This window comes from Vibrio sp. D401a (assembly GCF_030248515.1).
In the GTDB taxonomy this organism is placed as follows: domain Bacteria; phylum Pseudomonadota; class Gammaproteobacteria; order Enterobacterales; family Vibrionaceae; genus Vibrio; species Vibrio rotiferianus.
Genome location: NZ_JAHGAI010000046.1, coordinates 109,984 through 136,713 on the forward strand (window position 1 = coordinate 109,984; position 26,730 = coordinate 136,713).

General features: G+C 45.3%; 26 protein-coding genes. 19 read left to right on the forward strand and 7 right to left on the reverse strand.

Translation table 11 applies throughout. The features are described 5' to 3' along the window. Positions 1-5 precede the first annotated feature (5 nt). From KIV41_RS19925 to fliJ, 8 genes are read left to right on the forward strand one after another with little or no spacing between them, the layout of a single operon-like run. Entirely contained in the window at positions 6-1,016 is a 1,011-nt protein-coding gene (locus KIV41_RS19925) for an OmpA family protein (protein WP_171357501.1), read from the forward strand. Continuing rightward, entirely contained in the window at positions 1,016-2,347 is a 1,332-nt protein-coding gene (locus tag KIV41_RS19930; RefSeq protein WP_038882919.1) for a sigma-54 dependent transcriptional regulator, read from the forward strand. The genes KIV41_RS19925 and KIV41_RS19930 overlap by 1 nt, the downstream gene beginning before the upstream one ends. A gap of 12 nt (positions 2,348-2,359) precedes the next feature. After that, positions 2,360-2,719, forward strand: a complete 360-nt coding sequence (gene fliE, locus KIV41_RS19935; RefSeq protein ID WP_010450913.1) for a flagellar hook-basal body complex protein FliE — start codon at positions 2,360-2,362, stop codon at positions 2,717-2,719. A gap of 3 nt (positions 2,720-2,722) precedes the next feature. Continuing rightward, positions 2,723-4,483 carry a flagellar basal-body MS-ring/collar protein FliF gene (gene fliF, locus KIV41_RS19940; RefSeq protein ID WP_285337549.1) on the forward strand — a complete coding sequence of 587 codons (1,761 nt, stop codon included), beginning with the start codon at positions 2,723-2,725 and terminating at the stop codon, positions 4,481-4,483. After that, the gene (locus KIV41_RS19945; protein WP_010450918.1) at positions 4,446-5,465 is read left to right on the forward strand and encodes a flagellar motor switch protein FliG; all 1,020 of its coding nucleotides are present in this window, start codon (positions 4,446-4,448) and stop codon (positions 5,463-5,465) included. The genes fliF and KIV41_RS19945 overlap by 38 nt, the downstream gene beginning before the upstream one ends. Positions 5,466-5,505: 40 nt before the next feature. Then, positions 5,506-6,234, forward strand: a complete 729-nt coding sequence (fliH, locus tag KIV41_RS19950) for a flagellar assembly protein FliH (RefSeq protein ID WP_033009374.1) — start codon at positions 5,506-5,508, stop codon at positions 6,232-6,234. A 4-nt stretch (positions 6,235-6,238) separates the two neighbouring features. Next, positions 6,239-7,573 (forward strand): flagellar protein export ATPase FliI, encoded by a 1,335-nt coding sequence (gene fliI, locus KIV41_RS19955; RefSeq protein ID WP_373417617.1) that lies wholly within the window; start codon positions 6,239-6,241, stop codon positions 7,571-7,573. 10 nt (positions 7,574-7,583) lie between these two features. Continuing rightward, positions 7,584-8,024, forward strand: coding sequence for a flagellar export protein FliJ (fliJ, locus tag KIV41_RS19960; protein WP_252043129.1), 441 nt, complete (start codon positions 7,584-7,586; stop codon positions 8,022-8,024). Between the two features lie 31 nt (positions 8,025-8,055). Here fliJ and KIV41_RS19965 read toward each other — a convergent pair whose 3' ends face one another. The 3 genes from KIV41_RS19965 to KIV41_RS19975 all read right to left on the reverse strand — a co-directional run bounded on the left by KIV41_RS19965 (position 8,056) and on the right by KIV41_RS19975 (position 12,689). Then, positions 8,056-10,254, reverse strand: coding sequence for an EAL domain-containing protein (locus KIV41_RS19965; protein WP_252043128.1), 2,199 nt, complete (start codon positions 10,252-10,254; stop codon positions 8,056-8,058). Positions 10,255-10,369: 115 nt separating this feature from the next. Further along, positions 10,370-11,425 carry a trypsin-like serine protease gene (locus KIV41_RS19970; protein WP_285337550.1) on the reverse strand — a complete coding sequence of 352 codons (1,056 nt, stop codon included), beginning with the start codon at positions 11,423-11,425 and terminating at the stop codon, positions 10,370-10,372. A 367-nt stretch (positions 11,426-11,792) separates the two neighbouring features. Beyond that, entirely contained in the window at positions 11,793-12,689 is an 897-nt protein-coding gene (locus KIV41_RS19975; protein WP_038882911.1) for a LysR substrate-binding domain-containing protein, read from the reverse strand. 145 nt (positions 12,690-12,834) lie between these two features. On the opposite strand from KIV41_RS19975, the gene KIV41_RS19980 reads away from it, so the two are divergent. The 4 genes from KIV41_RS19980 to KIV41_RS19995 all read left to right on the forward strand — a co-directional run bounded on the left by KIV41_RS19980 (position 12,835) and on the right by KIV41_RS19995 (position 15,637). Continuing rightward, positions 12,835-13,758: a DMT family transporter gene (locus KIV41_RS19980; RefSeq protein ID WP_252043126.1), complete on the forward strand. Its 924-nt coding sequence runs from the start codon at positions 12,835-12,837 to the stop codon at positions 13,756-13,758. 108 nt (positions 13,759-13,866) lie between these two features. Continuing rightward, on the forward strand, positions 13,867-14,307 hold the full coding sequence (locus KIV41_RS19985) for an SRPBCC domain-containing protein (RefSeq protein ID WP_038882910.1): 441 nt from the start codon (positions 13,867-13,869) through the stop codon (positions 14,305-14,307). Positions 14,308-14,394: 87 nt separating this feature from the next. Then, positions 14,395-15,147 carry a phosphatase gene (locus KIV41_RS19990; RefSeq protein ID WP_252043282.1) on the forward strand — a complete coding sequence of 251 codons (753 nt, stop codon included), beginning with the start codon at positions 14,395-14,397 and terminating at the stop codon, positions 15,145-15,147. Positions 15,148-15,247: 100 nt separating this feature from the next. Next, positions 15,248-15,637 carry a cytochrome b562 gene (locus KIV41_RS19995; RefSeq protein WP_285337551.1) on the forward strand — a complete coding sequence of 130 codons (390 nt, stop codon included), beginning with the start codon at positions 15,248-15,250 and terminating at the stop codon, positions 15,635-15,637. Between the two features lie 98 nt (positions 15,638-15,735). On the opposite strand, the gene KIV41_RS20000 is transcribed toward KIV41_RS19995, so the two are convergent. Next, entirely contained in the window at positions 15,736-16,641 is a 906-nt protein-coding gene (locus KIV41_RS20000) for a LysR family transcriptional regulator (protein WP_252043125.1), read from the reverse strand. 120 nt (positions 16,642-16,761) lie between these two features. On the opposite strand from KIV41_RS20000, the gene KIV41_RS20005 reads away from it, so the two are divergent. Continuing rightward, the gene (locus tag KIV41_RS20005; protein ID WP_252043123.1) at positions 16,762-18,780 is read left to right on the forward strand and encodes an alkyl/aryl-sulfatase; all 2,019 of its coding nucleotides are present in this window, start codon (positions 16,762-16,764) and stop codon (positions 18,778-18,780) included. Between the two features lie 170 nt (positions 18,781-18,950). Next, positions 18,951-19,316, forward strand: coding sequence for a hypothetical protein (locus tag KIV41_RS20010; protein ID WP_082038776.1), 366 nt, complete (start codon positions 18,951-18,953; stop codon positions 19,314-19,316). Here KIV41_RS20010 and KIV41_RS20015 read toward each other — a convergent pair. The 3 genes from KIV41_RS20015 to KIV41_RS20025 all read right to left on the reverse strand — a co-directional run bounded on the left by KIV41_RS20015 (position 19,296) and on the right by KIV41_RS20025 (position 21,152). Continuing rightward, on the reverse strand, positions 19,296-19,679 hold the full coding sequence (locus tag KIV41_RS20015; RefSeq protein ID WP_045390993.1) for a VOC family protein: 384 nt from the start codon (positions 19,677-19,679) through the stop codon (positions 19,296-19,298). The genes KIV41_RS20010 and KIV41_RS20015 overlap by 21 nt on opposite strands. Further along, positions 19,672-20,601 carry a LysR family transcriptional regulator gene (locus tag KIV41_RS20020; protein WP_252043122.1) on the reverse strand — a complete coding sequence of 310 codons (930 nt, stop codon included), beginning with the start codon at positions 20,599-20,601 and terminating at the stop codon, positions 19,672-19,674. Before KIV41_RS20020 ends, KIV41_RS20015 begins: the two co-directional genes overlap by 8 nt. Before the next feature lie 77 nt (positions 20,602-20,678). Beyond that, positions 20,679-21,152, reverse strand: coding sequence for a hypothetical protein (locus KIV41_RS20025; RefSeq protein WP_252043121.1), 474 nt, complete (start codon positions 21,150-21,152; stop codon positions 20,679-20,681). 287 nt (positions 21,153-21,439) lie between these two features. Here KIV41_RS20025 and KIV41_RS20030 point away from each other — a divergent pair, with 287 nt between their 5' ends. The 5 genes from KIV41_RS20030 to KIV41_RS20050 all read left to right on the forward strand — a co-directional run bounded on the left by KIV41_RS20030 (position 21,440) and on the right by KIV41_RS20050 (position 26,614). Beyond that, positions 21,440-22,123 carry a spondin domain-containing protein gene (locus KIV41_RS20030; protein WP_252043120.1) on the forward strand — a complete coding sequence of 228 codons (684 nt, stop codon included), beginning with the start codon at positions 21,440-21,442 and terminating at the stop codon, positions 22,121-22,123. Positions 22,124-22,132: 9 nt separating this feature from the next. Further along, positions 22,133-22,828 (forward strand): spondin domain-containing protein, encoded by a 696-nt coding sequence (locus KIV41_RS20035; protein ID WP_045391005.1) that lies wholly within the window; start codon positions 22,133-22,135, stop codon positions 22,826-22,828. A gap of 146 nt (positions 22,829-22,974) precedes the next feature. Beyond that, the gene (locus KIV41_RS20040; RefSeq protein ID WP_285337552.1) at positions 22,975-23,706 is read left to right on the forward strand and encodes a response regulator transcription factor; all 732 of its coding nucleotides are present in this window, start codon (positions 22,975-22,977) and stop codon (positions 23,704-23,706) included. A 40-nt stretch (positions 23,707-23,746) separates the two neighbouring features. After that, positions 23,747-25,126, forward strand: coding sequence for a sensor histidine kinase KdpD (locus KIV41_RS20045; RefSeq protein WP_045391011.1), 1,380 nt, complete (start codon positions 23,747-23,749; stop codon positions 25,124-25,126). Positions 25,127-25,420: 294 nt separating this feature from the next. Continuing rightward, positions 25,421-26,614: a glycine C-acetyltransferase gene (locus KIV41_RS20050; protein ID WP_282066497.1), complete on the forward strand. Its 1,194-nt coding sequence runs from the start codon at positions 25,421-25,423 to the stop codon at positions 26,612-26,614. Positions 26,615-26,730: the final 116 nt, after the last annotated feature.

Genomic DNA, 26,730 nt, shown 5'->3' on the forward strand with positions numbered 1-26,730 from the left:
TTTATATGGTTTTGTATGCCCATAATTTTAATGGTACGGCATATCTAATTAGTTTTCTTCAGTCATGGAAATGTCAAAAATATAGTGATGTAAAACGTTTTCGTCGCTGTTTATCTACGTTTTTGGCTCTCGGTCTATTTTCTGTGCCTCACCTTAATGCCTCGGAATATATTAATGTGCCAATGGATTTATCCAGTTGGTCATTTAAAGGAGGAAAATTTGAATGCAAATTGGTTCATTCAAAGGTTCCGCAGGGGAAGTTTTATTTCCGCTTGTTACCAAATGATAATGTTTCTTTTGTTGCCGAATTAAGTAGTAATGACAAAAGTTGGAGTAGAGCTTCACTTCAGAGTGTTCGAGCTCCATGGCAAAAGGGGCGTGAACCCTTTGTTATTGATACTCTTGAAGTAGTGAATAACCAGAAGCGCTTAGTCTTTCAACAGGGAATATCAGAGCTTTTAGATAATGTTCACCAAGGTCGATGGGTTACGCTGTCACTAAGCGGAAGTAATGATTCCTTAAAGCTAACGATTCCGACAATACAGATGAATACATCTTTAGATTCTCTTGACGCATGTAGGTCTGAGTTACCAAAAATGACCTTTGCTCAGGCTAGAGATGTTGTATTGCCGTTTGCTTTTGGGCAACTATCACTATCAGCCTCTCAATCTCACAAACTTAGAGCTTTGAAAAGTTACATCATTAGAGATGATCGCATAACCAAAATATTAGTCGACGGCTATACCGACAATGTTGGTTCCTCGGTTGCCAACCTATCTGTATCACGAAAGAGAGCGGAAAAAGTCGCAGATATGCTGACGCAGCTAGGTATTGATAAAGGCCTGATTGAAGTAAGAGCACACGGGGCCCGCTATCCAGTCGCTAGCAACAGTACTGCTGATGGTCGAGATAGGAATCGCCGCGTTACATTGCGATTGGTTCGCGATAACGAAGAAATTGTTCCACGTAATTCACGTAACACTGAGATCAACAAGAATAAGGTAATAGTGCAATGATGGCGAAAATGGAAGTTCTGTTGGTTGAGCCGAATGATGTTATTGCTCAACCAGTTTTGCATGTCTTGCAGAAGGCGGGGTATCTCATTCGTCATGCTCGTACAGGACGAAGTGCATTATTGGAAGAAAGAGCAAAAATTACCTTAGTGAGCTCAAATCTTCCGGATATGTGTGTCCGTGAATTTGTCGCTTGCCATCAAAAGCAGCGTAATTCTGGCGTTGTTATTGCGATTGTCGATCAAGAGCAAGGCATTCTTGCAGCAGAGACAATGAAAGCAGGGGCGACAGATTATTTGCTGCGCCCGTTTGAAAGTAACCAACTTTTGAGTTTACTTACTCGTGTTGAGGCTCTTGAAAAGCCACTTGCGAACATTGTTGCCGAGTCTTGGCGCAGTAAGCAGGTACTTCAGTTGGCTCACCGTGCGGCGTGTACAACAGCAAGTGTATTGATTACTGGTGAATCGGGAACTGGTAAAGAAGTGCTTGCCCGTTATGTTCATGAGCACAGTTCATGTGCTGATGGGCCTTTTGTCGCAGTGAACTGCGCAGCAATCCCTGAATCTATGTTGGAAGCAGTGCTTTTTGGTCATGTGAAGGGAGCGTTTACCGGAGCGAGTGCTTCACAGAGTGGTAAATTTGAAGAGGCCAATGGCGGTACTATCCTTCTTGATGAGATAGGAGAAATGTCTCCTGCTGTACAAGCGAAGCTATTGCGCGTGCTTCAAGAGCGTGAGGTCGAGAGAGTTGGTAGTCATAAAGCGATTCAGCTAGATATCCGCGTCATCGCTGCAACGAACAAAGACCTGCGAGAAGAAGTGCAAAAAGGTACTTTCCGTGAAGACCTTTACTATCGATTAGATGTCCTCCCACTTCATTGGCCACCGCTGAGAGAGCGCAAAGAAGATATCTTGCCTATCAGTCACTTTTTCATCGAAAAATATCAAGATAAAAGCCAATGCTATTTGTCTCACGATGCTGTGACTGCCTTAAGCCAATATCACTGGCCAGGAAATATTCGTGAACTAGAAAATGTCATTCAACGAGCGTTGGTTATGCGCCACGGTGACTACATTACGGCTCAGGATCTAATGTTACCGATTGAGTTAGTGACTTCAGCCCAGCCTGTGGAACCGACATCTAGCTTTGGCCATGTTGAGGCGAAGAAGCAAGCAGAGTTCCAATTCATCCTAGATAAGTTACGTCAGTTCGGCGGCAATCGAACAAAAACAGCAGATGCGTTAGGAGTTTCGACTCGTGCATTAAGGTACAAGCTTGCGGCAATGCGTGAGCACGGAATCGATTTACAGTCGGCACTTGGCTCAGCAGCCTAAAGGAGAGAGATGATGGCTAGTCAACCACTAAACAATGCGGTATCAGCGGAGCAACTCATGCTCTCCAAGATGGAAGTTATGCGTACTCAAGTTCAGTCACCTGAATTTGTTGTCAGCGCGAATCCACTTGACGTTAAAGAATTGAATGCACCTATGTCTTTTTCTCAAGCAATGACGAGTGTTCTCGATACGGTGAATCAACATCAGTCCGTTGCGAGTCAGAAAATGACAGCAGTTGAAACAGGGCAAAGTGATGATTTGACTGGGGCGATGATTGCAAGTCAAAAAGCCAGTCTGTCGTTCAATGCGTTAATGCAAGTACGTAACAAAGTAGTTATGTCATTTGAAGATATTATGAAGATGCCGGTGTAGAGAATGTCTGAACTATCGACTCAAGTGGCAGGCAACGCCACCATTCAACCTTCTGTGAGTACAACCTCTCAAACTAGCACTTTAAAAGGGATGGATGACATCTCTTTTAAGCTCAAAAAACTATGGTCTAGTAGCCAACGTAATTTGGTGCTTTCTGCGGTATTGGCCGCAATCGTGGCTGCCATTATTGTTGTTGCACTCTGGAGTTCTTCACAGAGCTTTAGGCCTCTTTACAGCCAGCAAGAGCGTTTTGATATCGGTGAGATTATTTCTGTTCTGGAAACGGAAGGGATCAGCTACCGTATGCAAGAACAAAATGGGCAAGTACTCGTACCTGAAGGTGATGTTGCTCGCATCCGAATGTTGCTTGCGGCAAAAGGAGTAAAAGCTAAACTTCCGACAGGTTTGGACTCTCTAAAAGAAGACAGTTCTTTAGGCACTAGCCAGTTCATGGAAACGGCGCGCTACCGACATGGATTAGAGGGTGAGTTAGTACGCACTATCATGTCACTGAATGCAGTATCAAATGCTCGTGTGCATTTGGCTATTCCTCGTCAGACACTATTTGTACGTCAGAATACTGAGAATCCGTCAGCATCCGTGATGTTAGAACTGAAACCAGGTGAGGATTTAAAACCTGAGCAAGTTGAAGCCATTATCAACTTGATCGTGGGTAGTGTGACGGCGATGAAGCCTGAGTTTGTTTCTGTTATTGACCAATACGGACGATTACTAAGTGCTGATGTAGCTTCGCTAGAGGCGGGTAAAGTTAATGCAAAGTACTTGGAATACCAAAAGAACGTCGAGAAGCAAATCATTCAACGAGCGTCTGACATGCTTACACCGATAGTCGGGCCAAGTAACTTCCGAGTTCAAGTTGCCGCTGATATGAATTTCAGCCAGGTAGAGGAAACTCAAGAGATATTGGATAGCACGCCAGTTGTACGCAATGAACATACGATTCAAAATAATTCCATTGATCAGATTGCGCTAGGTGTTCCTGGGTCTCTGAGTAACCAACCTCCAGTGACAGGTGATAAGCCAAATACAGAAGATAGCCAAAATACCAATGCTCGCTCCGAGATCAACCGCCAATACGCGGTGGGCAGTAGCGTGCGTCGTACTCAGTACCAACAAGGTCAAATTGAGAAATTGAGTGTCTCTGTTCTTCTAAACTCTCAAGCAGCTCCAAATGGCACTGCTTGGTCGGACGCAGAGAAAGCACAAATCACGACCATGGTTATGGACGCTGTCGGTATTACAGAAAATAGAGGGGACAGCTTAAGCCTAATGAGCTTTAACTTTACCCCAATCGATATTGATGCGCCATTGGCACTACCGTGGTGGCAAGATCCGACAGTCCAGCAGCCGATCCGCTATGTTATTGGTGGCATGCTGGGTATGGCGATGATTTTCTTCGTGCTGCGTCCTCTGATTATGCATCTAACGGGTGTCGATAGAAGAGATCAAGAGCTTGATTTTGCGGAGCCACAAGAAGAGCCGGTTTATGACAATGTTCAAACTCGAGAAGAGCGTGAACGTGAAGAAACACTCAACCGACGTTTGTCAGAAAAAGGTATCGCGGTGTCGTCTGGCTTAGACGTAAACAGCGATATGTTACCGCCTCCGGGTTCGCCGCTTGAAATTCAATTGAAACATCTACAGCTCATCGCAAATGAAGAGCCAGAACGTGTAGCGGAAGTACTAAAACAATGGGTAAACGTGAATGAACACAGCACAGTCGAAGCAAAAGCAGACGCTTAGTCATGTAGAGCAGACGGCTCTTGTCTTGTTAGGTATGGGTGAGGACGCTGCAGCTAAAGTATTGCAGCACTTCAGTCGTGATGAAACCCAACGAGTGACCAGAGCAATGGCTCGGTTAAGCGGCATTAAGAGTGATTCTGCACACGGAATTATCCAGCATTTCTTTGAAGATTTTCGCGAGCATAGTGGTATTCGTGGTGCTTCTAAAGAATATCTTTCGAACACGTTGCGTAAAGCACTTGGTAATGACTTAGCGAAAGGGCTGCTGAATAACCTGTATGGCGATGAGATTCGAAACAACATGCAACGTTTGCAATGGGTAGATGCAGAAGTTTTAGCCCGTTTTATTGCTAATGAACACCCGCAGATGCAGGCTATTTTTCTTGCTTACTTACCCGCAGACAGTTCTTCTGCAGTGTTGAAACATCTACCGGAAGATTATCATGATGAGCTGCTCTTTCGCATTGCTCGATTACAGGATATCGACCATCAGGTAGCGGCCGATCTTAATGACCTTATCGAGCGCTGTATCGAGCAGGTATCGACCAGTCAGAGCGCGCCAATGTCGGGTGTGAAGCAGGTTGCCGATATCATAAACCGCTTCGAAGGAGATCGTGCTTCGTTGATGGAAATGCTGAAGCTTCATGATGAAGAAGTTGTTCGAGAGATTGAGCAAAATATGTTCGACTTCATGGTGCTGGGGCGTCAGAAAGAAGAAACCATGGACCTTCTGGTGCAACAGGTGCCAATGGAACTGTGGGCTGTTGCATTGAAAGGTGCAGAAATTACCTTACAACAAGCTATCAAGCGTTCTATGCCTCAGCGCATGGTTAAGGCGTTAGAAGATGATATGCAGGTACGTGGTGCTGTAGGCTTGAGTAGTGTCGAGCGCGCTCGTCAAGACATCATGGAGTTGGTCCGTGAACTGAGCGAAGCTGGTGAGATTGATTTGATCTTGTACGAAGAGCCTACAGTGGAGTAAAGCTATGGCTGATTTTAACAACGTACTCGTTTCTAAAAAAATGCGTTTACCATCTTCTGCGTATCGCGTTCATCGCTTTCCACCATTGGCTCAACCAAATCTTATTGATGAAAACTTGGGATTAGACAATGAGTGGCAAGACACCCAAGTCGATCTTCAACAGCGTTTAGAGGCCGGTTTTCAACAAGGCTTACAACAAGGCCATGACGAAGGTTTTCGTCAAGGTGTGGAACAAGGCCAGCAACAAGGCGTACTTGAAGGGCAAAAAGAGGGCTTTCAGAAAGGGTTTGTATCAGGGGAGCAATCTGGCAAGCAAATGTTCAGTGAAGCCGCAAAGCCAGTCAATGAGCTATACCAAGCTTTGGCACGTTGGCAAGCAGAAAAAGAGCAGCAGCAGCGTCATATGATTTGTGAATTGGTACAAAAAGTAGCTCAGCAAGTTATTCGTGCAGAATTGACGTTGATGCCACAGCAAATTCTAGCTCTGGTCGACGAAACCCTAGGAGCTATGCCAGGTAAGCATGAGACAGTGACGGTTCACCTGAACCCGCAAGATCTTGAACGAATTACTCAAATAAATGCTGACCTACCAGCGAGCTGGAAACTTGTCGCAAACCCAGAACTGCAGACCGGTGGATGCCATTTAGTTACTGATGATGCAGAGGCCGATGCAAGTTGTGACTCTCGGTTAGAAGCTTGTATGGACAACGTAAAGCAACACCTTTTAGAAGAGGTGGCACTGCCTCAAGTTGAAGGTATTGATGAGTAATGCAATGCCACGAGGCCTATTAAGCGAACGCATGAGTGATGCGATCGCGTCACTCGATTCTATCCCTGTTGCGAGAGTGACTGGGCGACTGGTCAAAGTGAATGGTTTAATGCTGCAAGCCGTAGGGTGCCGATTCAAATTGGAGCAGCGTTGCCTCGTCGAGACGGATGAAGGCGATATGATTGAAGCCCAAGTTGTCGGGTTTGATCATACCGTTGCGTATTTAATGCCGATTCGCCGTTTAGGTGGTCTGTTTGCAGGCGCAAAAGTTATCCCGCTTGATGGTGATAGTACCGTACAGTTAAGCAGTAACTGGCTAGGTCGAGTGGTTAACGGCCTTGGTGAAGCGCTTGATGATGGTCCAGTGCTGAAAGGAGGAGAGCGAGTCTCTCTCGAACCAAAGCAGATTAACCCACTGAAACGCCGTCCAGTTGATACACCACTAAATGTTGGAGTGAGGGCGATAAATGGTTTGCTTACTGTTGGGAAGGGGCAACGTATCGGCTTAATGGCCGGAAGTGGTGTCGGTAAAAGTGTTTTAATGGGAATGATTACCCAAAATACAGAAGCTGATGTCATTGTTGTTGGCTTGATTGGTGAACGTGGTCGAGAAGTGAGAGAGTTTGTAGAAAGAAACCTAACACCTGAAGCTCGTCAGAAAGCGATCATTATTGCTGCTCCAGCGGATGAATCCCCTTTGATGAGATTAAGAGCCACCTTACTATGTCATCGTGTGGCAGAGTATTTTCGTGACCAAGGTAAAGATGTTCTGTTGTTAATGGATTCTTTGACTCGCTACGCCATGGCACAACGTGAGATTGCACTGTCTTTGGGGGAACCACCAGCTTCACGTGGCTATCCACCTTCTGTTTTTAGTGTACTCCCGCAACTACTTGAAAGAGCGGGTAACAGTGAAAACCCACACGGTAGTTTGACGGCTATTTATACGGTATTGGCGGAAGGCGATGATCAACAGGATCCCGTGGTCGACTCTGCTCGAGCCATCCTTGATGGTCATGTGGTGTTGTCACGTCAATTAGCCGAGCAAGGACACTATCCAGCGATTGATATCAACGCATCAATTAGTCGATGCATGACTGCGTGTACGCAAGAGGCTCATAGCACAATTGCCAATCAGTTTAGGCAACTTTACTCGAGTTACCTTCAAGTCAAAGAACTGCTGCCTTTAGGTGGTTACCAGCCAGGTCAAGATCCAGAGCTCGATCGCTCGGTGGCTATTTATCCTCAATTGAGAAGCTATTTGCAACAGTCAGCCACTGAATCCGTTGATTACCCAACGAGCTTGACCGAGCTTGCTCAATTGTTTCAGGCACAATGAGGGCTAAGTTGTGGAAGCAAAATTAAAAGCGGTCGGTAAACTACAACTGATGGAAGAAAAGCAGCGTGATCGCGTTGGGCAGCAACTTGACCAGATGCGTCAGCAGCATGTTCATTTGCAAACACAACTGCAGCAGCTTTCTGCGCTAAAAAATCACGCGGGACAATCGGCATTGATGGCGCCAACATTGAACAGTGCGACGTTGATGAACTTAAATCGAGTTGATCAGATGCTGCAAAAAATGTTGCAGCATCACGAGCATGAGCAAGCAGTAATGCAAGCCCGTTGCACCTCAGTTCAAAAGCAATTGGAACACAAACACGCTCGCGTTCAGGGGCTAGAGAAAGTACTGGAACGCTGGCGAGCCAAACAAAACTATGAGAAAGCGAAGAAAGAACAAAAGCTCATAGAGGATATTATTAACTCACGATTGAAGAGGAAGATACTTTAGTTTAGTGAGATCGAGCCATACGAAAGAGTCTTTACGCCACGGTCTTTACTCCCTTTTTTGCCATACCTTTTAAACAAGTAACCAATGGCATTGGCTTCGCAATACCATAACCTTGTGCATAGTTGATTCCTAATTCAGATAAGATCTGAATGTGGGCTTCACTTTCGACAAATTCTGCAACTGTCTGAAGTTTCATCTCGCGCGCTACAGTGCAAATCGAGCTTACGATCAATCGGTCGGTTTCATTGTAAGGTAGGTTTTTAACAAATGCTCCGTCTATTTTTAGTACATCAAGTGGCAGTCTTCTTAAATACTCAAAACTTGCATATCCAGTACCGAAGTCATCGATGGCAATTTTGCAGCCCACCTCTCGCAGTGTCGTTAGTGTTTCTATCGCTTGTTGCTCATTGCTTAATGCTGATGATTCGATGATTTCGAAACAGACTTTCTCTAAAGGAATCTTCAACTGCGCTGCCTTGGAGATTATTTGCTCGGCTAAGTTTGGTACACCAAGTGTTTTAGCGGTTAAGTTGATTGAGCAGTAATCGATTTGGGTCCAATCTTCTACGTGAGCATCAAGCATTAGAAACGTATGGTCAATTACCCATCGATCGAGTTGAGTTTCCAAGCCAAATTGGTTAATCAAAGGAAAAAAATCGGCAGGAGCAAGTATTGAACCATCCGAGTTTATTACCCTCAATAAAACCTCAAAGCTAGTTGGTGTATTGGCTGTAGGTGACAGAGTCTTATATGGCTGACAGTAGAGTTCGAATTGATCATTTTTGAATATTTGTTGGATGTAGTTCAGTTTGTCGACTCGATCTGAATGCGCAGAGGTTAGTGTGACCCAATGTATGGTTTCATCGTATCCCGCTCTTTGGTCGCAAAGTACCGAGGCAACTTTTTCTATGTCCATGGTTGGATAGATACGAGCGCAGTGCAAGACAGGGTTAACTAAAGATACTGATGTCCCTTGCCAATAAAACTGGAATTTTTCCAGATGCCGAGAAACTTCATAGAGCTCACCATGTATGCCCTCTGACATTTCAGTAAAACTAATGACTCCCGTTGAAAAAGGGGGGCGGTAGCAGCGGTTAATCCCTTCATTTCTCGAACTTAAATAATCACTAAGTTGCTTAATAAGTTGAGATTTTCCTTCATGTCCTAACCCTGTCAGCATTGAAAGAGTTGAAGTGAGATCTAAGTAGATCAAGACAGATTGTGACTGGGTAAATACGTCTTCTTTTAGCTGAGCAATATTGTATAACTCAGTATAGGGGTCTATCCGCTCCGCTTGAATCTGCATTTGAGACATTTCATAGTATTTGATGGAATAGCCAGCAAGCAGGTAGGCTAGGGTAACGAGTACGGAAACAATGATCATTAATCCCAGCAACTTTTCTTGATTGTACGGACCAGCGTTGAATGCATGTATGGCGTCGTAGATGATGAGTAATGTTGCAAATGATCCAATTACTAATGGCTGAATAATGCCATGGCGAGACAAACCGGAGATTACAATAAGAATTACGCAAAAACTCACCGTATTGAGTAGGAAGGAGCTCGGTGCATACGCTGCTAAACTCAGCAAACCGATACTGCCAAATAGCCAAAAAAGATAGCGCTTATCCGTGTTGCTGGAGTGACGTAAGCTTCGGTCTAAGGCAATAAAGCGTTGTTGATCAGTACCAGTTAGCAAACACGTTGCAACGTATAGGGTTGGCGTGACAAGTAGCTGTGTCAGGTATCCACCTAATGTTGCATAGACGAGGAAGTGGGTGTCAAAATAATTGCTTCCTATTACACCACTAACTATCAACATCATCATTGTATTAGCCAGTGGGTAAAAACATCCGGCCGTTAAGAAAAACACGCTTAGCTTAGTGGAAGCGGGTTTATCTAGTGCTCTATCATTATAGGTATGAAACAACCATGCGGTTACAAATGGAACAATGGGAAGGAGCAGACTATAAGTTGCACTGAATTGAACTCCTCTCCCTGTTAGCCAGTAATAAAAGAACAACCCAAGCACAACGCTGGGTATCGCTTTTGACCTATAGCGAAGAAAGCTAACTAACGCCGTAGCGCCAACGATAGAGATGATTTGGAAATTGTCTTGTTCTAAAACGAAAAGAGAAGATAACCCAAAGCTGACGAATATCATCGACACAATAGAAAGCGATAATATAACGTAAGAAAATACTCCGTATTTTGAAGTATTGATGCTCATCTCATTACTCTGCAAACGATTTACTACGCATCATAGCAAGTTTTGTGATTTCCAAATAATGAAAATCCATAGTATGTATAGGGTTACTTCACGTTTTCTGTGAAAAGTATCAATATCAAATTAGACGTTCACAACGTCGGCGTAGGTAGCTGAAAGGGAGCAGGAAAATAAACAAAAATGGGGAGAGGCCACCACCACTGCTTCCTACTGAATCTGTTTCTGTCACGACCGTATCTTGCGGTTCAAATCCTGAGTCACCTTCGCTGTAGTAATCCTCAGAGGCAGCCTTTGAAGCATCATAGGCAGTTTTTGTTCCACTACTAGTAAGTCGTTCAATCCAAGTTGTATAGTTCAATACCTCGGTAAACACACTCGGGATGGATGGAGATTCACATACAGAAGAACCATAACTAACAATGCCAATTTGCTGATAACTTCCATCGCTATCTAGGTAAGTCAGAGGCCCTCCAGAGTCGCCACGGCAAATACCGGTGTAGGGTTTGTTTGGAAAGCCGTTAGCGCAAAGGGTTTCTTGGCTATGGTATCCAGAGACAAGGCTTGCGCACTGGATGTCTGTCAATGGGCGAACATCGGCTGTGAGCAAGTAATCTGCGCCAGACGTATCATTTGATGATGTTTGACCAAGGCCAAAGATTTGGTAAACGCTTTGTGCACTGTAATCGCCGAAGTCTTGTGGCAAGGTAATCGATTGAACATTGTCAGTAATAGGGTAACTGAGTTCGAGAATGGCAATATCATTAATCCATAAATCGGATTCATCGTAGTCTGGGTGCTGCGTTATTGTTTTTACATCTTTGAATTCTTGGACATACACATCTGAGCCTGAGGGGTTTTTGACTAAGACTCGTAGGTCATCTTCTGACCAGCCGTTAGAAAAGACATCTTCGCCAACGCAATGTGCCGCAGTCATAATGTATCGGTCATTGACGATGGTACCACCGCAAACGTCAGCAAAAGTATTTGAACCTTGTCTGTGAAGTATGAGTCGAGCGAAGAAAGGGGCTTGATTCGGAGTGATCCTCTCTCCATTGATCACGGCTGTTGACAGCCCTGGCTGGTTGTTTGCTGTTTTGACTGTTACCTCGGAGGCAAAGACTTGTAGCCCGAGCAGTAAAGAGATATTTGCAACGATAACTGGTGATAACTTCATGCATGTTCCCCTGTTGTTATCTTCATTAATTAGTATACCCAAGTAACCTCGAGATGCTAGGTTCAGCGAGAATGACTTGGTTTGTAGACGCGGCGGCGATTTAAAGGTCTAGTGGGTCTAAATCAAGAATCGACAACAAAGTATACAAGCCAAGTCTCTTACTCTTTGCAAAGAGGGCCCTTTGGGAGCGTGTCATTGCCCCGATTGCTGCGTCAAACAACTTGGAAAGAGCTGGCTATTACGCTGCGTTGTTTTCCTTGCACTCGAGTCAATGACAACGCTCTGAATCCTGCATCTTGAAGTCACTTGGGTATATATGCAGTGATGTTAAGTTATGTTCTTTCTATTTTTAGCTTTTAACCAGTTCTCACTGAGCGTTAAGCTCTTTTTTTAGCCATGCTCTTAGTTGATGCATCGACTCTAGCTTAAGTTTATGGGGAGGACAGACAAAATAGAATTTTTGATAAGGGTTTACGACTGGCTCTCCTAGCTCAATTAATTGTCCATACTTGATGTCGTCTTTAACAAACAATCGGTGTGTTACTAGCAATCCTAAACGTCTTGTCGTGGCTTGAACTGCTTGAATCGACATATTAAAGGTCATCGGTTTGATGTTAGTTGGGCGTTGAAGTCCAGTTTCCTCTTGCCAAACTTGCCAATCACGCTTGCGACGATCATTCGTCACCTCGATGATAGGGTAAGCCGACAAAAGGTGGCGGATGTCACGACTTTCTGATTGCTCTAACAGTTCAGGGCTGCACACTAGCACTAACTCATCTTCGCTGAGCATTTCACAGTAGTAATCTTGCCACTCTTCTGGGCTGCCATGTACGACAGCGACATCAATCCCTTCTTGCTCCAAGCTAAACTGCCCAACTAGGTTCGACAAACGAATATCCAACTGGGGGGCGTAATCTTGTAAGCTCGACATGCGAGGTATCCACCAATGCAAGGCGAGCGAATTAACCATGTTGAGCGTAATTCGCATGGAGTTTTGATCGTGAATCAAAGCCTCTGTCGCATCGACGATTTGCTCAAGAGCTGGTGAGACTTTTCGATAGTATTTCTTGCCGTCATTGTTGAGTATGACTTGGCGACCGATGCGGTCAAACAGAGGTTTGTTGACCTGACTCTCTAAGGATTTGATGGCCTGGCTGACCGCAGAATGGCTAACCGAGAGTAAATGGGCGGCTTCTGTCATGCTACCTGTCTCCGCTACGGCGACAAATGCGTAGATGGATTTTAGCGGTACTAACTTGCGCATGCTGCTATTACTCTCTCTTTTGATGGGGTGGATCGTATCTGGATAATTTAAATCTGTAAGTTTTTCTTACAAGTAAGTTTAAAATTACTCGCTATTTCTCATTTGTTTACTTTCTTAAAATACTCCGTGAATTAAGGAGTATCTAATGAAAGAAGAAAATAAACCTGTCACCTTCATGTTAATGTCGACATTAAGTTTATCTGTTACAGGACTGTTAGCAAAGCAGCTCAGTAACGATTTATCCGTGACCATGTTCAGTTTCCTCCGCTTCTTCACTCCGGCTCTCATTTTGTTGGTCATATTGCGCTTTAAGAATCTTACTTTGCCTACTGTAGGAACCATTAAGCCGATTTTGCTTCGTGCTCTTTTCATCGCAATGTGTCAGTTGTGTTTTATCGCGTCGCTGCAAACGCTGACTCTGGTTGAAGGTGTCGTGCTATTTGCGACTGGGCCACTGTTTATGCCAATCGTCGAGAAGCTGTTTATGCGTGGTCAGATTCGAATGTCGACCATCGTAGCGCTCGTTATGGCGTTTTCAGGTGTGATTTTATTGGCTGGTTCGGATGGCGAGTTTACATGGCGTATCGATTTGCTGTTGGGATTAGCTGGTGGGCTGTTTAACTCTGGTTCTCAACTGACGCTCTACAAAGCAAGTAAGAGCGGCTTATCACCGCTTGAAATCAACTTTTGGACCTTTGGCGCAGCAGCTCTGTTTATCTTGCCACTGGTCGTGGTGAACGACGCCAGCATGTTGATGAGCTCAATGTCGATAAGCACTTTTGAAACGCCCAATACGTTGCTCGTATTTCTGATGTCGTTACTTATTATTAATACGCAAGTATTTCGTTCTAAAGCTTACCAACTTGCAAGTAGTGGTTCACAGCTCGCTCCACTTATATTCACTAACTTACTGTTTACAGCAATATGGCAATGGGCGTTCTTTGAAGACCAAATGAGTGATAGTCAGGTTATGGGCATCAGTTTAATTGTCCTAGCGACGGTAATGAATACCTGCTGGATTAGGTTCTCGGCACGCCGTATAGGTTTACTGCGACCTAAAACACCTTAAGGATAGGTTTAGCCTAGCAAGCTGTGACAAATGAAGTGTAAACGTCAGTGCCTGTTTGATTTTTAATCAGAATGAGCTAGCGTCAAGAAAGATGCAGGGAGAGAAAACATGCTGACTTTAAACTATCACGTCGAGATTACTGCGACACCTCAGCGCGTATGGAGCGTGCTGACCGATGTCGAACTATACAAACGATGGGCGCAAGCCTTTTCGCCTCAGTCTCAATTTGATGGCGCATGGGAAGAAGGTTGTGACATGACTTTTTTTGATCCAGATATGGGTGGAACGAGAGCGATAATTGACACGGTACAGCCGTTACAAAAACTGGAGTTTCATCATGTTGCCATTTTTAACCCAGATAATCGGCAGCAATTGGATGGAGACTTAGCGTCCAAGTGGATCGGATCGCGAGAGATCTATCAGATCGATACGTTGGATGATCGCTTGTTGTTGAGTATAACCATTCACACTCACAGTGATTTTGTGTCAATGTTCAACCACGGCTGGGAGAAGGCTCTGCCTTTGATCAAAACCATCAGTGAAGAGTAAGGTGAGGTTGCAAGCTAAGATTGGGCTGACGACAGGTGAGTTGTGGGTATACAATAGCCTCCAATTTGCGCACCAAGAGAGTTGATGATGGAATTTAAGGTTGATACCCACACGCATACGTACGCTAGCGGCCACGCTTATAGTACGTTGATTGAAAACGCGAAGTCGGCACAAGAGAACGGGCTTGATATGTTCTGTACGACCGATCACGCTGAATCCATGCCGGGTGCGCCTCATTACTGGTTTTTCTCTAACCAGAAAATTCTGCCTCGTTTTCTTGAAGGGGTTGCTATCATCCGTGGAGTTGAATCTAACATCCTTAATACGGAAGGTGAAATTGATATTCCACCGAGTGTTGATCGCAATCTAGATTGGGTTATCGCAAGCTTTCATGAGCCTGTGTTCCACCCTGCTAATAAGGCTACACACACTGAAGCGCTTTTGAATATCATCAAAAATGGTCGCGTTGATGCCCTCGGTCATCTGGGGAACCCAAACTTTGACTTCGACTTCGAAGCGGTCTTGAAGTGCGCGAAAGAGCACAACGTCGCGATTGAAATCAACAACACCACACTGAAAGGCAATAGCCGTGTTGGCAGTGTGGACCGTTGCCACGAGATTGCGCAAATCGGTAAAGAGTTGGGTGTGTTTTTTACTACCGGCAGTGACGCACACTTCTGTCATGATGTGGGTAACCTGAGCTTAGTAGGTGATTTAATGGACAGAGTCGGCATCGACAGCAGCAAGGTTATCACTCACTCAGCACAACAATTCTTATCCTTCCTAGAGCTGCGCGGTCGCAAGCCAATTGTAGAGTATGACGAGATTCGCAACGCATAAACTTGATTACATTTTTGGTTATGCAAGTGTTAAGGGATTGCTTTACACTGCTCGCATTAAAAAGCCGACTCAGAATTCGGTATTCAATGGAGAAGTGAAGATGTTACGTCCTTTAGTATTGGGGTGTGTTATTGCGTTGGGCTCAACATACGCAATGGCAGAAGCCGTCGATTTAAAACAAAACATGAAGCAGATGAAGATGGATTTCAAACAGGCGGCAGAAGCGTCTGATGTAGAAACCATGAAATCTGCCATTGATAGCTTACAAGCGATCGTCGAGCAATCTAAGCGCGGTAACTACCCGCCAGAGAAGTTCGCTCTCTATCTAGAAGGCTTCAATAAGTTGACGGTAACGCTAGACAAGATTGAAGCAGATCTTGATGCGGGCAAGCTACAAGAAGCGCAAGATCAACTGCGTGAAATCGATAGCCTACGTGAAGAGTATCACGACAAGCGTAACCCAAGCATTTGGAGCAAGCTGTTCGGCTAATCGCTCACTGAGTTACTTGAAGGAATACGATATCAGCCTGCCACTTCGGCGGGCTTTTTTCTGCCTTTGACTCTTTATCTCTATTTGATTCTCTATCTCTAAGACTCTGCCGCGAAATACGACCTGAGCTTATCTCTCAGCCAAATATTTGCAGGGCTGTGCTTCATTCGGTTATGTGAAAGCAGTCGATATTTGATAGGGATATTGGTGAAAGGCGCATCCAGCACTTGTAAGTCCAGCCGTTCGGCAAATTGATTGGCGATACTTTTGACGGTTGCCGCTAAGCAATCACTGTTCGAGATCATCGTCATCTGCGACACCAAAGAGTCACATTCTGCTGCGACTTTACGCTCTTCTATCGACTCCTCGGTAAACAAGTCCGCGAGATAGGCGTCTTCGCGACGAAGTTTTAGTGTGACGTGCTTTTCGCGATAGAACTGCTCAAGTGACAGCTTTTGCTGAATCCTTGGGTGACCTTTTCTGGCAATCAGACAGATCTCATCATTTAAAAAGAATTCAGAGAAAAAGGAAGGAGCAGAGTAATGAGCGAAATCGATCGCCAAGTCTGCTTTCTGTTGATTGAGGTTATTGATCAGCTTTGTTTCACTGGACAGCGTCGGGTGCAATTCTATCTCAACGTTACCGAGCGTGTTATCTGCTTCAATCCTAGGAAGCAGCATTAACATCACTGGCTCGGAGGTATAAACCACAAAACGACGGGAGTTCTCAGTGGAAAAGCTTTCTATTCCTTCCAATGCATTTCGGATTTGATTCAGTGCTGGCTCAACTTGACGGGCTAACTCGTGAGCCTGATGCGTAGGCTCTATGCCTCGCCCTGAGCGAACGAAGAGTTGTACGCCTAGCTGCTTTTGCAGTCGTTTCAACACGCCACTGACCCCTGGCTGGGTTAAACCCATGGTATCCGCCGCAACCGTGATTGAACGGTGTTGATAAACCGCGATAAACACTCGAAGGAGATTAAGATCGATATTGGATGGTTGCACAAGCTTTTCTCAATACATAACAAATGGTGATGTTTTAAATAAAGTTTCATGCATGTATTTTGATGTGTCAACGAAATAAAGTGAACGCATATCCAATAACGAGACACCACGAGGCTCACTATGACAAACCGTTTTGCACCCTCAGCGATTTCACTTGCACTGTTCGTTTCTTTTTCTGCAACAGCGGATTACGCCAGCTTAGATACTTACCAAGGTAAGCCTGCAACGGAGCATACTCAGCGTGCAAATGCGACGCTAGCGAAAGATCTACCTTGGCAAGACGTCAGTGCATTTGAACGTACAAAGAAAGGGCTCATTGCCGAGTTTGGCACTCACGAAGCAGGCGATCTGAAAAATCGCTTTGAATACATGTCAGAGATGAGTGTGGAGCAATTACCAGCGTCGGTGAATCCATCGATTTGGCGTCAAGGCATGTTGAACTACGCCGCTGGTGGTTTGTATCAAGTAACGGATGGGGTATATCAGATCCGTGGTGCAGACTTGTCTAACATGACCATCTATCGCACTGACAATGGTTACGTTATTCACGATCCTTTGCTGTCAAAAGAAGCGGCTGCCGCGTCATGGGCATTTGCTAAAATGCATCTGCCAAAGATCAATGGCGAACATAAAATTACGGGTATGATTTACTCGCACATGCATGCGGATCATTTTGGTGGTTCTCGCGGTATTTTTGAGTCGGGAGACTTTGTTGAAGGTGCACCAATCTATGCACCCAATGACTTTATCAAAGAACTCGCGGATGAAAACGTGATTGCGGGTGCTGCAATGGGGCGCCGTGCAAACTATCAATACGGAACCACGTTGGATAACAACACTCAGGGCATCGTCGATAACGCACTTGGTCTCGGCACTTCTCGAGGTGAAGTCACCTTGGTTGCTCCGACACAGGAAATTGAAGAGCGTGAAAAAGTCGTCACCATCGATGGACTAGAGTTCCACGCGATCAATATGCCAGGGGCTGAAGCGCCAGCAGAAATCGTCCTTTATATTCCAGAGTATCGATCACTGAACACCGCGGAACTGACCTATGACGGTATGCACAATATCTATACCTTCCGTGGAGCAAAAGTGCGTGATGCGTTGGCTTGGACTAAGTATCTGACAGAGCTTAAGTTGCGTTACGTTGATAGTGGCTTGGTTGATAACATTCATGCTGCTCACTCTGCACCAGTGTGGAATGATGCCAAGACAGAAACCAACGAAATTTCGGATTACATGACGCTACAACGTGACAACTATGGATTTATCCACAACCAAGCGATGCGTTTAGCAAACCATGGTGTCACTATTCATGATGTTGGGCGTGAGATTGAAAAAATCGTCCCACAATCTCAAAAAGACACTTGGCACACCAATGGCTATCACGGCTCCTACAGCCACAATGCTCGCGCAGTAGTGAACTTGTACCTTGGTTACCATGACATGAACCCAGTAAACACCAACCCACTGCAAACCAAAGCGAAGTCGTGTGTTTACGTAGATGCAGCAGGTGCGGATACCTTATTCAAAGCAGGGCAAACGCACTTTAAAAAAGGCGAGTACCAAGAGGCATCACAACTGTTCAATGATCTGGTTCAGTGTGACCCAAGCAATATCGACTACCGTTTTGCATTAGCGGATAGCTTCGAGCAGCAAGGCTACCAGTCTGAAACCATGGCTTGGCGTAACTCTTACCTGCAAGGGGCGGTCGAGCTTCGTACTGGAGACATTCAGCCATCGATTAAACTCGCATCTCCAGATGTTATCGCAAATACCCCAACGGGCATGTTCTTGGATTTCCTTGCGGTTCGACTAAATGCGGAAAAAGCAGAGCAGGCGGAATTAGACTTTAGCTTTGGTATTCACCACCCAGACTTAAATGAGTCTTACTTTGGCGAAGTTTCTAATTCTAATATGGCGAACATCCAAGTAGATGAACTGCCAACTACAGATGTCACGTTGCAAATCAGCAAAGCGGATATGACGGCGATGGTACTCGGGCAAGCAACGCTTGATGACCTATTGAAGTCTGGTGAGGCGAAGTTAACAGGCAATGCCAAACTAGTTACTCAACTCGTGAGCACATTAGATGACTTTGATGGGATGTTTGAAATCCTACCAATGCCTGCGAATTAAGTAATTGATCTTAGACTAACAAAGCCTCGGTGTTTTCCACTGAGGCTTTTTGGTTTCTATTCCATAATTACTTGCATGAAAACCTGTGAAGTAGCGTTCACTTATTGATCCTCTTTTTGAGCTAACAATCAGAATTGGTTACGCTGTGTGAAATTTGTTAAGTCACCGTTATGCGTAGATTAATTCCTTTTTATCGCTCAATGCTAGTTACTAGTGCCTTAAGTTGGGTACTCGTAACGCTGATGCCTGTTATCAATGCTCATGGTAACAGCATGGGCGTGTGGGCGACGCTATGTACACTTAACGGTTTGGAATTGGTTCAGATAGAAAAGGGCGACAACTCTGTCAGCCACAAAGGCAAGCCTTGTCCTTTTAGCCATTTCTCGACTTTTCATCACGATACACTTCCAACTGCACTGATACTTTCACGACTGAGCTCGGTTATTTCCGACAGCTACGCTTATTTGGCTCTAAGTGTGCGATTTGAAATGCCAGTTCCACGTGCGCCACCGAAGTTAGTTCTGATAAACCTCTAAAGGTAATCCATCTGGATCTTGGAAGAAGGTAAATGCTTTGCCTGTGAACTCGTCAATGCGAATCGGCTCAACTTCAACGTCATTCGATTCGAGGTAGGCTTTTACTTGATCAACATCATCAACCAAAAACGCGAGATGTCTCAACCCTTGTGCTTCGGGAAAGCTTGGTCTATTCGGTGCGCCCGGAAAGCTAAACAGTTCAACTTGGCTGCCGTCAGGTAAAGCGAGGTCAAGCTTGTACGAGTCTCTGGCTTCACGATAGTTTTCAGCAATGACTTTTAATCCCAACACTTCAGTGTAAAAGCGTTTTGACCTTGGGTAATCGCTGCAAATGATCGCGACGTGATGAATGGCATTAAACATGGTTAGCCTCATCGGAGACTAAATGCTCCTTAACGAAGTCAATAAACACGCGCAGACGAGCAGGCATGTATTTGGTTTGTGCATACTGCATCGCGATAGCGCCGTGGTAGTTACTCTTGATCATCCAATCCGGCAATACTTCCACCACTTCCCCTTGCTCTAACGCGTCTTTGATTACGAAGTCATGGAAGATCCCAATTCCCAAGCCAGACTTAACCCCGTTCAAGCGCATTTGAGAATGGTTGACGGCGTAGCGTCCACTTACTGCAATTGAGTGGAACGCTTCCTCTTTAAAGAACGACCAGATGTTGTCTTTGTCGTTCTCGGCAAGGTAAATACAGTCGTGCTGCTCAAGCTCGGTTGGGTGCTCAGGCATACCGTGTTTGGCTAGGTAATCTGGAGAGGCACACAAAACAAGGTTGGTCTTGCTGATCTCTTTGAGGACCAGATTCTCATCGGGTTTGTCGGTGAGCTTAAAGGCGACATCAATACCTTGGCGGAACAGATCGATCTCACCGTCTGCTGCACGCAGCTTAAGCTGTATATTTGGATAACGTTTTAGGAATGGCAACACAAACGGTTGAAGCACCGAATTAAGAAACGCTTCGGGCGCAGCCACTGTGAGTGCCCCCGTGGGTTCGGCATGATCTTCCGCAGATAGCTCAACGGCTTGCTGCGCGGCATTCACCATTGCGATGCTTTGGTCGTAAACCTTTTGCCCAGCTTGAGTGATGATCAACTTACGAGTCGTGCGCTCAAACAGTTTCACCGAGAGGGCTTGCTCTAATCGTGTGATCAACTTACTTAAAGCCGATGGCGTCACGCCGAGTTGTTTGGCTGCAGCGGTAAAACTGCCTTCGTTTACCACTAAGATAAACGAAGCAAGATCAGGAAGTAGGGCAATGAGTTTTGGATTAACCATAATTGTTCAGTTCTGCGCAGCGGAATAACGATATTGTCTGGTACGGTTTCACGAGGTTCAAGTGTCACCATCTCGCTTTAACGATATTTTTCCAAAAATGCTTTGAGTGCAGGCAAGCCAGATTCACCAGTATGGTATTGCTGCCAACAGTGATAAATGGCCGTTTCGTGGTCTGCAATCAACACTATAGCTTCTCGCTCAGCGGTTGAATACTGCTGTGAAGCTTTCACTTCTTCATGCCACTCTCGATACTTGATCTCATAAGGCTCCACCCATTTCAGAAGAGTCGCCACCAACTCTTGCCATGGTAAACCAATCCACTTGGTTGCATCTGCCAAGCCTTTATCCAACATCTCTTGGTGTCGACTTTCGATATCCATGCCATTTGTCAGCTGTACAGGTTTGAGCTTTTCTGCGGTGAGCTCTTCCACTTTAATCAAGGTTTGCCACAGCGTTTGTTGTTCACTTTGGGTGTAATGGCTCAAGTAGTGGTTGAAAAAAGCGATGCCGTAGATTTCGCCATAGTAAGCTGCCAGTACGTTATGAATCATGCTGAGAATCGTGATTTAAACAGGGAATACCGCATTGTAGGAGGGGAGCGCACGAAGTGTAAATAGCTGATTAAGAGCAAAAAAAACGCTGCTGAAAAAACGAACAGAACTTGTGAGAATTTTATGAGAATTCGATGAAGTTGCTGATAGATTTGCTCGTCATTCTTAGAGGCAAGAACGCAAAACGTTCGAAACGTAATGCTTAACCTACTCAAGTTACAAACAAAGAAGTAAAGCCGTAAACATGGACTTGAGTAGTTCAACCCTCATTAAAGGATGGAATCACAATGAAAAAACGTACCCAACTCGGACTCGTCATGACTTCAGTCGCTATGGCACTAGGCTCTGCATCAGTGAATGCAGCGGAATTGGAAATCACCGTGACAAACGCAACCAAAGGCATCTACTTTACGCCTCTTATTGTTGCCGCACATGGTTCTGATCTTCAAATGTTCAGAACGGGTCAAGCAGCAACGCCAGAACTAGAAGCAATGGCAGAAGGCGGTGATATCTCTGGTCTTGCTAGTGTGATTGGTAACGCTGGTGGTGCGGTGGTTGAGAATCCTGCTGGTGGTATTTTGAATCCGGGTGTCGCAACCACCTTTACGATGAACAGTGGTAATCATGGATACTTGTCTCTTAGTGCGATGCTTCTGCCAACCAATGATGGTTTCGTGGGGCTAGATAGCTGGAAAATCCCAACGGAAGCTGGCACATACCGAGCAACGCTAAGAAGTTATGATGCAGGTACAGAAGCTAATGATGAACTAAAAGCTAGCATGCCTAACCCACCTTTCATTACCTTTGGTACTGGCGGCACAGGCGTTGAAGCTGCAGTGACTAATGACAAAGTGCACGTGCATCCGGGTAACCTTGGTGATAGCGATCCAACTGGCGGCATCAGTGACCTAGACAGCAGCAGCCATCGTTGGTTGAACCCAGTTGCAACCATCACAATTGTTGTGAAGTAAGGGGGATGTATGAAATACAGAATCTTACTCGTAGCAGCTTCAGTCGGCTTACTCGCCGGTTGTCCAAGCGATGATGATAACGATGTGGTGAAGTCATACCGTTACACGATTAACGTTGCAAACTTGACCGCGAATCAACCAATGTCTCCGCTTGCGGTAATCACTCACAGTGGTGACTACCAATTGTTTGAAATTGGCCAAGCTGCATCTGTTGAACTTGAGCACCTTGCCGAAGGTGGTAGTAACGCCGAGTTGCTAGCGCTAAAGGATTCCAATGACTATGTCTACCAAGCGTTGTCAGGGAACGGTTTAGTGCTTCCTGGTGGAAGTGATTCAGTAACCTTTACGGTTGACCCACACAAAGCGGGCTATGTTTCAGTCGCTTCCATGCTTGTGAACACCAACGATGCATTTGTCGGGGAAACGGGTCTATCGCTTAAATCATTGGCCGTGGGTGAAAGCTACGAAATGAGTATGAACGTCTGGGATTCCGGTACGGAATTGAACGATGAACTTGCAGCCACTATTCCGGGACCAGCAGGCGGTGGGGAAGGTTTTAATGCCGCTCGTAATGACACAAATGATGTAGTGGCGTTTCACGCTGGAGTGGTAAGTAAAGATGATGGTTTAACCAATTCTGCGCTTTCTGCGAACCATCGCTTCCTGAACCCTGGAGCGAAGCTCACTATCACCCGAGTCGAGTAATACAGGCTCCGATGGCGTCTCCTTTCCAAAGCGCTTGTAGCCGAGCGCTTTAACTCTCATGGCGTCATCGGAACCTTTTTTGAAAGAATTTCTAATTTGTTCCGGTCATGTGCAAAGTGAGGATACTCGAAGGCAAGGAAAGGACCATGGAACAACAGGCAATCAATTTAGTCGCGAACATTTTGCTGGTAGAAGACGATGATGATTTGGCAGAACTGGTTCAAATGCATCTCAAGTTTCAAGGACACCAAGTGTTGCGGGTAGCGAATGTCGCCGAAGCCAAAACACAATACCAACAACACTCTTTTGATTTACTCATTCTTGACCGAGGTTTGCCAGACGGTGACGGCTTAGATATCTGCCATTATTTACGTCAGCACCAAGATTGGAGCCCTGTGCTCATGCTGACCGCCAGAGATGGTGAGATGGATAAAGTGGATGGCTTGGAGGCGGGTGTGGATGACTACATTACCAAGCCGTTTAGCGTATTAGAATTTCAAGCTCGAGTACGCAATGTATTGCGACGGGTTAGTCAAACCGCAGAAGTACAAGTTGAAAGAAGCGAACTTGAAGACAGCATGGACTTTGGTCCGCTAAGAATTGTTCCAGAATTGCATCAGGTATCCTTAAATGACAAGGATGTCACTCTTACCGCGACAGAGTTTACCTTGCTGCAATTCCTCGCGACGCGACCGGGTAGAGTCTACAGTAAAGATGAATTGCTCGACCATGTGTGGAATACTAGTCATTCCGGTTATCACCATACGGTATGTAGCACCATCAATCGCCTACGCAGCAAGTTGTCTTTGTCTGACTCTGATCATCATTTTATCCAGACGGTATGGGGCGTGGGGTACAAGTTTCAACCACGACAGTAGTTTTATTACCCAAGTAATGACTGTTTAAGGAGGCGCTAGGATGAGCTTCAAATCTCGCTTAGTAGTGTTCACTAGCCTATGGTTTTGTCTAGCTGCAGCTGTTATTGCATTAACGTACAATTGGCAAAAAGAGACCATTGAATTACGCACTAAGCAGAGTCTGCACAAAGAGTTGGCAAGCCACATGCGTGATGATAATCCGTTGATGATAGGCACGGATTACAACCCGAAAGCGCTCAAATCCATCTTTCATACCCTTATGTTGATTGGTCCGGATTTCGAAATATATTTTCTTGATAGCCAAGGCAACATCACTACCCATGCAGCGCCAGAAGGTGCAGAGATCATGGGTAAGGTGGATCTCAATCCCATTAAGCAATTCTTAAATGATCAACCCTTTCCTATTTTGGGTGAAGACCCACGCAATCGTGGTGAGCACAAAGTCTTTTCTGTCGCTGCGATAGAAGAATTAGGCTCTACAGTCGGTTATCTTTATGTGGTGATTGGCAGTACCCGACATGATGCGATTGCCAATGCTCAAGTCGATACCCCTTACATCGCGCTGGCAGGATTGGTCTTAGTGTCCATTTTAGGCTTTGCTCTTGGGGCTTATGTGCTGGTCAAACGTAGTCTATTGAACCCGATTGAGCGTGTGACCAAGCAACTTCAACAGCAAGCTGAACATGATTTCCGCCTGCAACCCGATTTTACTCACCAAGTGCCGGAGCTCGTGCCGATTGCACACTCTTATCAGATGATGGCGAAGCATATCCAGCAGCAGTTTTTGCAGTTGGAGTATCAATCGTCTCATCGTCGCCAAAGCTTATTGCAGCTAAGTCATGATTTAAAAACGCCGTTATCGAGCGTGCTTGGCTATTTGGAAACGTGGCGTTTGCAACATCCGGAACCCGATCCTTTGATTGACGTTGCTTTCCGAAATTGTGAGAAGCTCTCAACTCAATTGCATTCTTTATTAGACGCCGCGCGCAAAGAAGCTCCAATGCCAAACTACGAGTATCGCCCTGTGGACCTGGGCGCGTTGATGGCAGAATGTGCTGAAACGATGCAGAGCCAGTTTTCTCGCAAAGAAGTGCTGCTGAAAATAGACGTCGATAGCGACATTCAAACCGTGGGTGACAAAGGTCTTTTAGAGCGCTTGGTGCTTAACTTGCTTGAAAATGCACTGCGCCACAGTCCAATCCGTTCTGAAGTACATTGTCATGCTCATTTGAGTGACGATAAATCAAGAATTCATTTTGCTTTTATTAACCATATTGAAGAAGAAGCACAGGGAGGCTCGTTAGGTATTGGGACTAAGATTGTACAGTCGATACTCATGCTACATCACAGTTATCTAGAGACCAGCAGCACACCATCTCAGTACCAGCAAAAATTCGCCCTTCGAGCAATATCCAATTGATGTGAGAAGGCTCAAGCTTTTAGCTCTATATTTTTGAGTTCAACAGAGCTTTTCTCATATGGCAAGGAGAGATATTGTATCTAACATCATGATTACATTAGGTAACTAAGTTCACGAAAGATTCATGCCTGAGATTCATTAATGCTTTTCCACCTTGAGGGATAATCGTTTTTCCTTCCTTGAATTACACTACAATTAATTGTGAAGTAATTGCCTGTGACCCCCGTCACATAAAGGTTCAACCTAATTCTAATCGAGTGAAAACTCGACAAAATAAACAGGAAGGAATTGCGAATGTCTTCTGCATTTTACCAACAGATTGAACAGCAAATTGAAGAAGTGAAGGCGGAAGGCCTTTACAAAGCAGAGCGCATCATCACGTCTCAACAGCAAGCGGCTGTTAAAATCTCTACTGGTGAAGAAGTACTAAACTTCTGTGCGAACAACTACCTTGGTCTTGCTAACCACCCAGCACTTATCGAAGCGGGTAAAGCAGGCATGGATGAGCACGGTTTTGGTATGGCTTCAGTACGTTTCATCTGTGGTACTCAAGACATCCACAAAGAGCTTGAGCAGAAGCTTTCTAAGTTCCTAGGTAAAGAAGACACGATTCTTTACACATCATGTTTCGACGCAAACGCGGGCCTATTTGAAACGATTCTAGGTAAAGAAGACGCAATCATCTCTGACGCACTAAACCACGCGTCAATCATCGATGGTGTTCGCCTATGTAAAGCAATGCGTTTCCGCTACTCAAACAACAACATGGAAGAGCTAGAGCAACAACTGATCGCAGCGAAAGAAGCGGGTGCTCGCCACATTCTTATCGTAACTGACGGCGTGTTCTCAATGGACGGCGTAGTGGCAAACCTTCCAGCTATCTGTGACTTAGCAGAGAAGTACGGCGCACTGACTATGGTTGATGACTCTCACGCTGTTGGCTTCATGGGTAAAACAGGTGCAGGTACGCACGAGCACCATAACGTAGTTGACCGTATCGATATCATCACTGGTACGCTAGGTAAAGCAATGGGCGGCGCTTCAGGTGGTTACACGTCTGGTAAAGCGGAAGTGATTGACTGGTTACGTCAACGTTCTCGTCCATACCTATTCTCTAACTCTGTTGCACCAGCAATCGTAAACGCTTCTATCCGCGTTCTAGACCTGCTAGAAGAGAGCGGCGACCTACGTGACCGTCTATGGGAAAACGCAGCACACTTCCGTACTCGTATGGAAGATGCAGGTTTTACAATGGGTGGTGCTGACCACGCAATCATTCCAATCATGCTTGGCGACGCAAAAGTAGCAGCAGAATTCGCAGAGCGCGCTCTAGAGAAAGGCATCTACGTAATCGGCTTCTCATTCCCTGTAGTACCAAAAGGTCAAGCGCGTATCCGTACTCAAATGTCTGCGGCGCATTCTCGTGAGCAACTAGACCGTGCAATCGACGCGTTTATCCAAGTTGGTAAAGACATGGGCATCATCTAAGTTAAGAGACTAAAAGATAACAAAGGCTTTCCCAACTCTTCTGAGTCGGCTCATGGGCAAAGCCTTTATTTCTTCTTTAAACGCATTAGATGAAAGAATTTTTTGTCACGCATAGA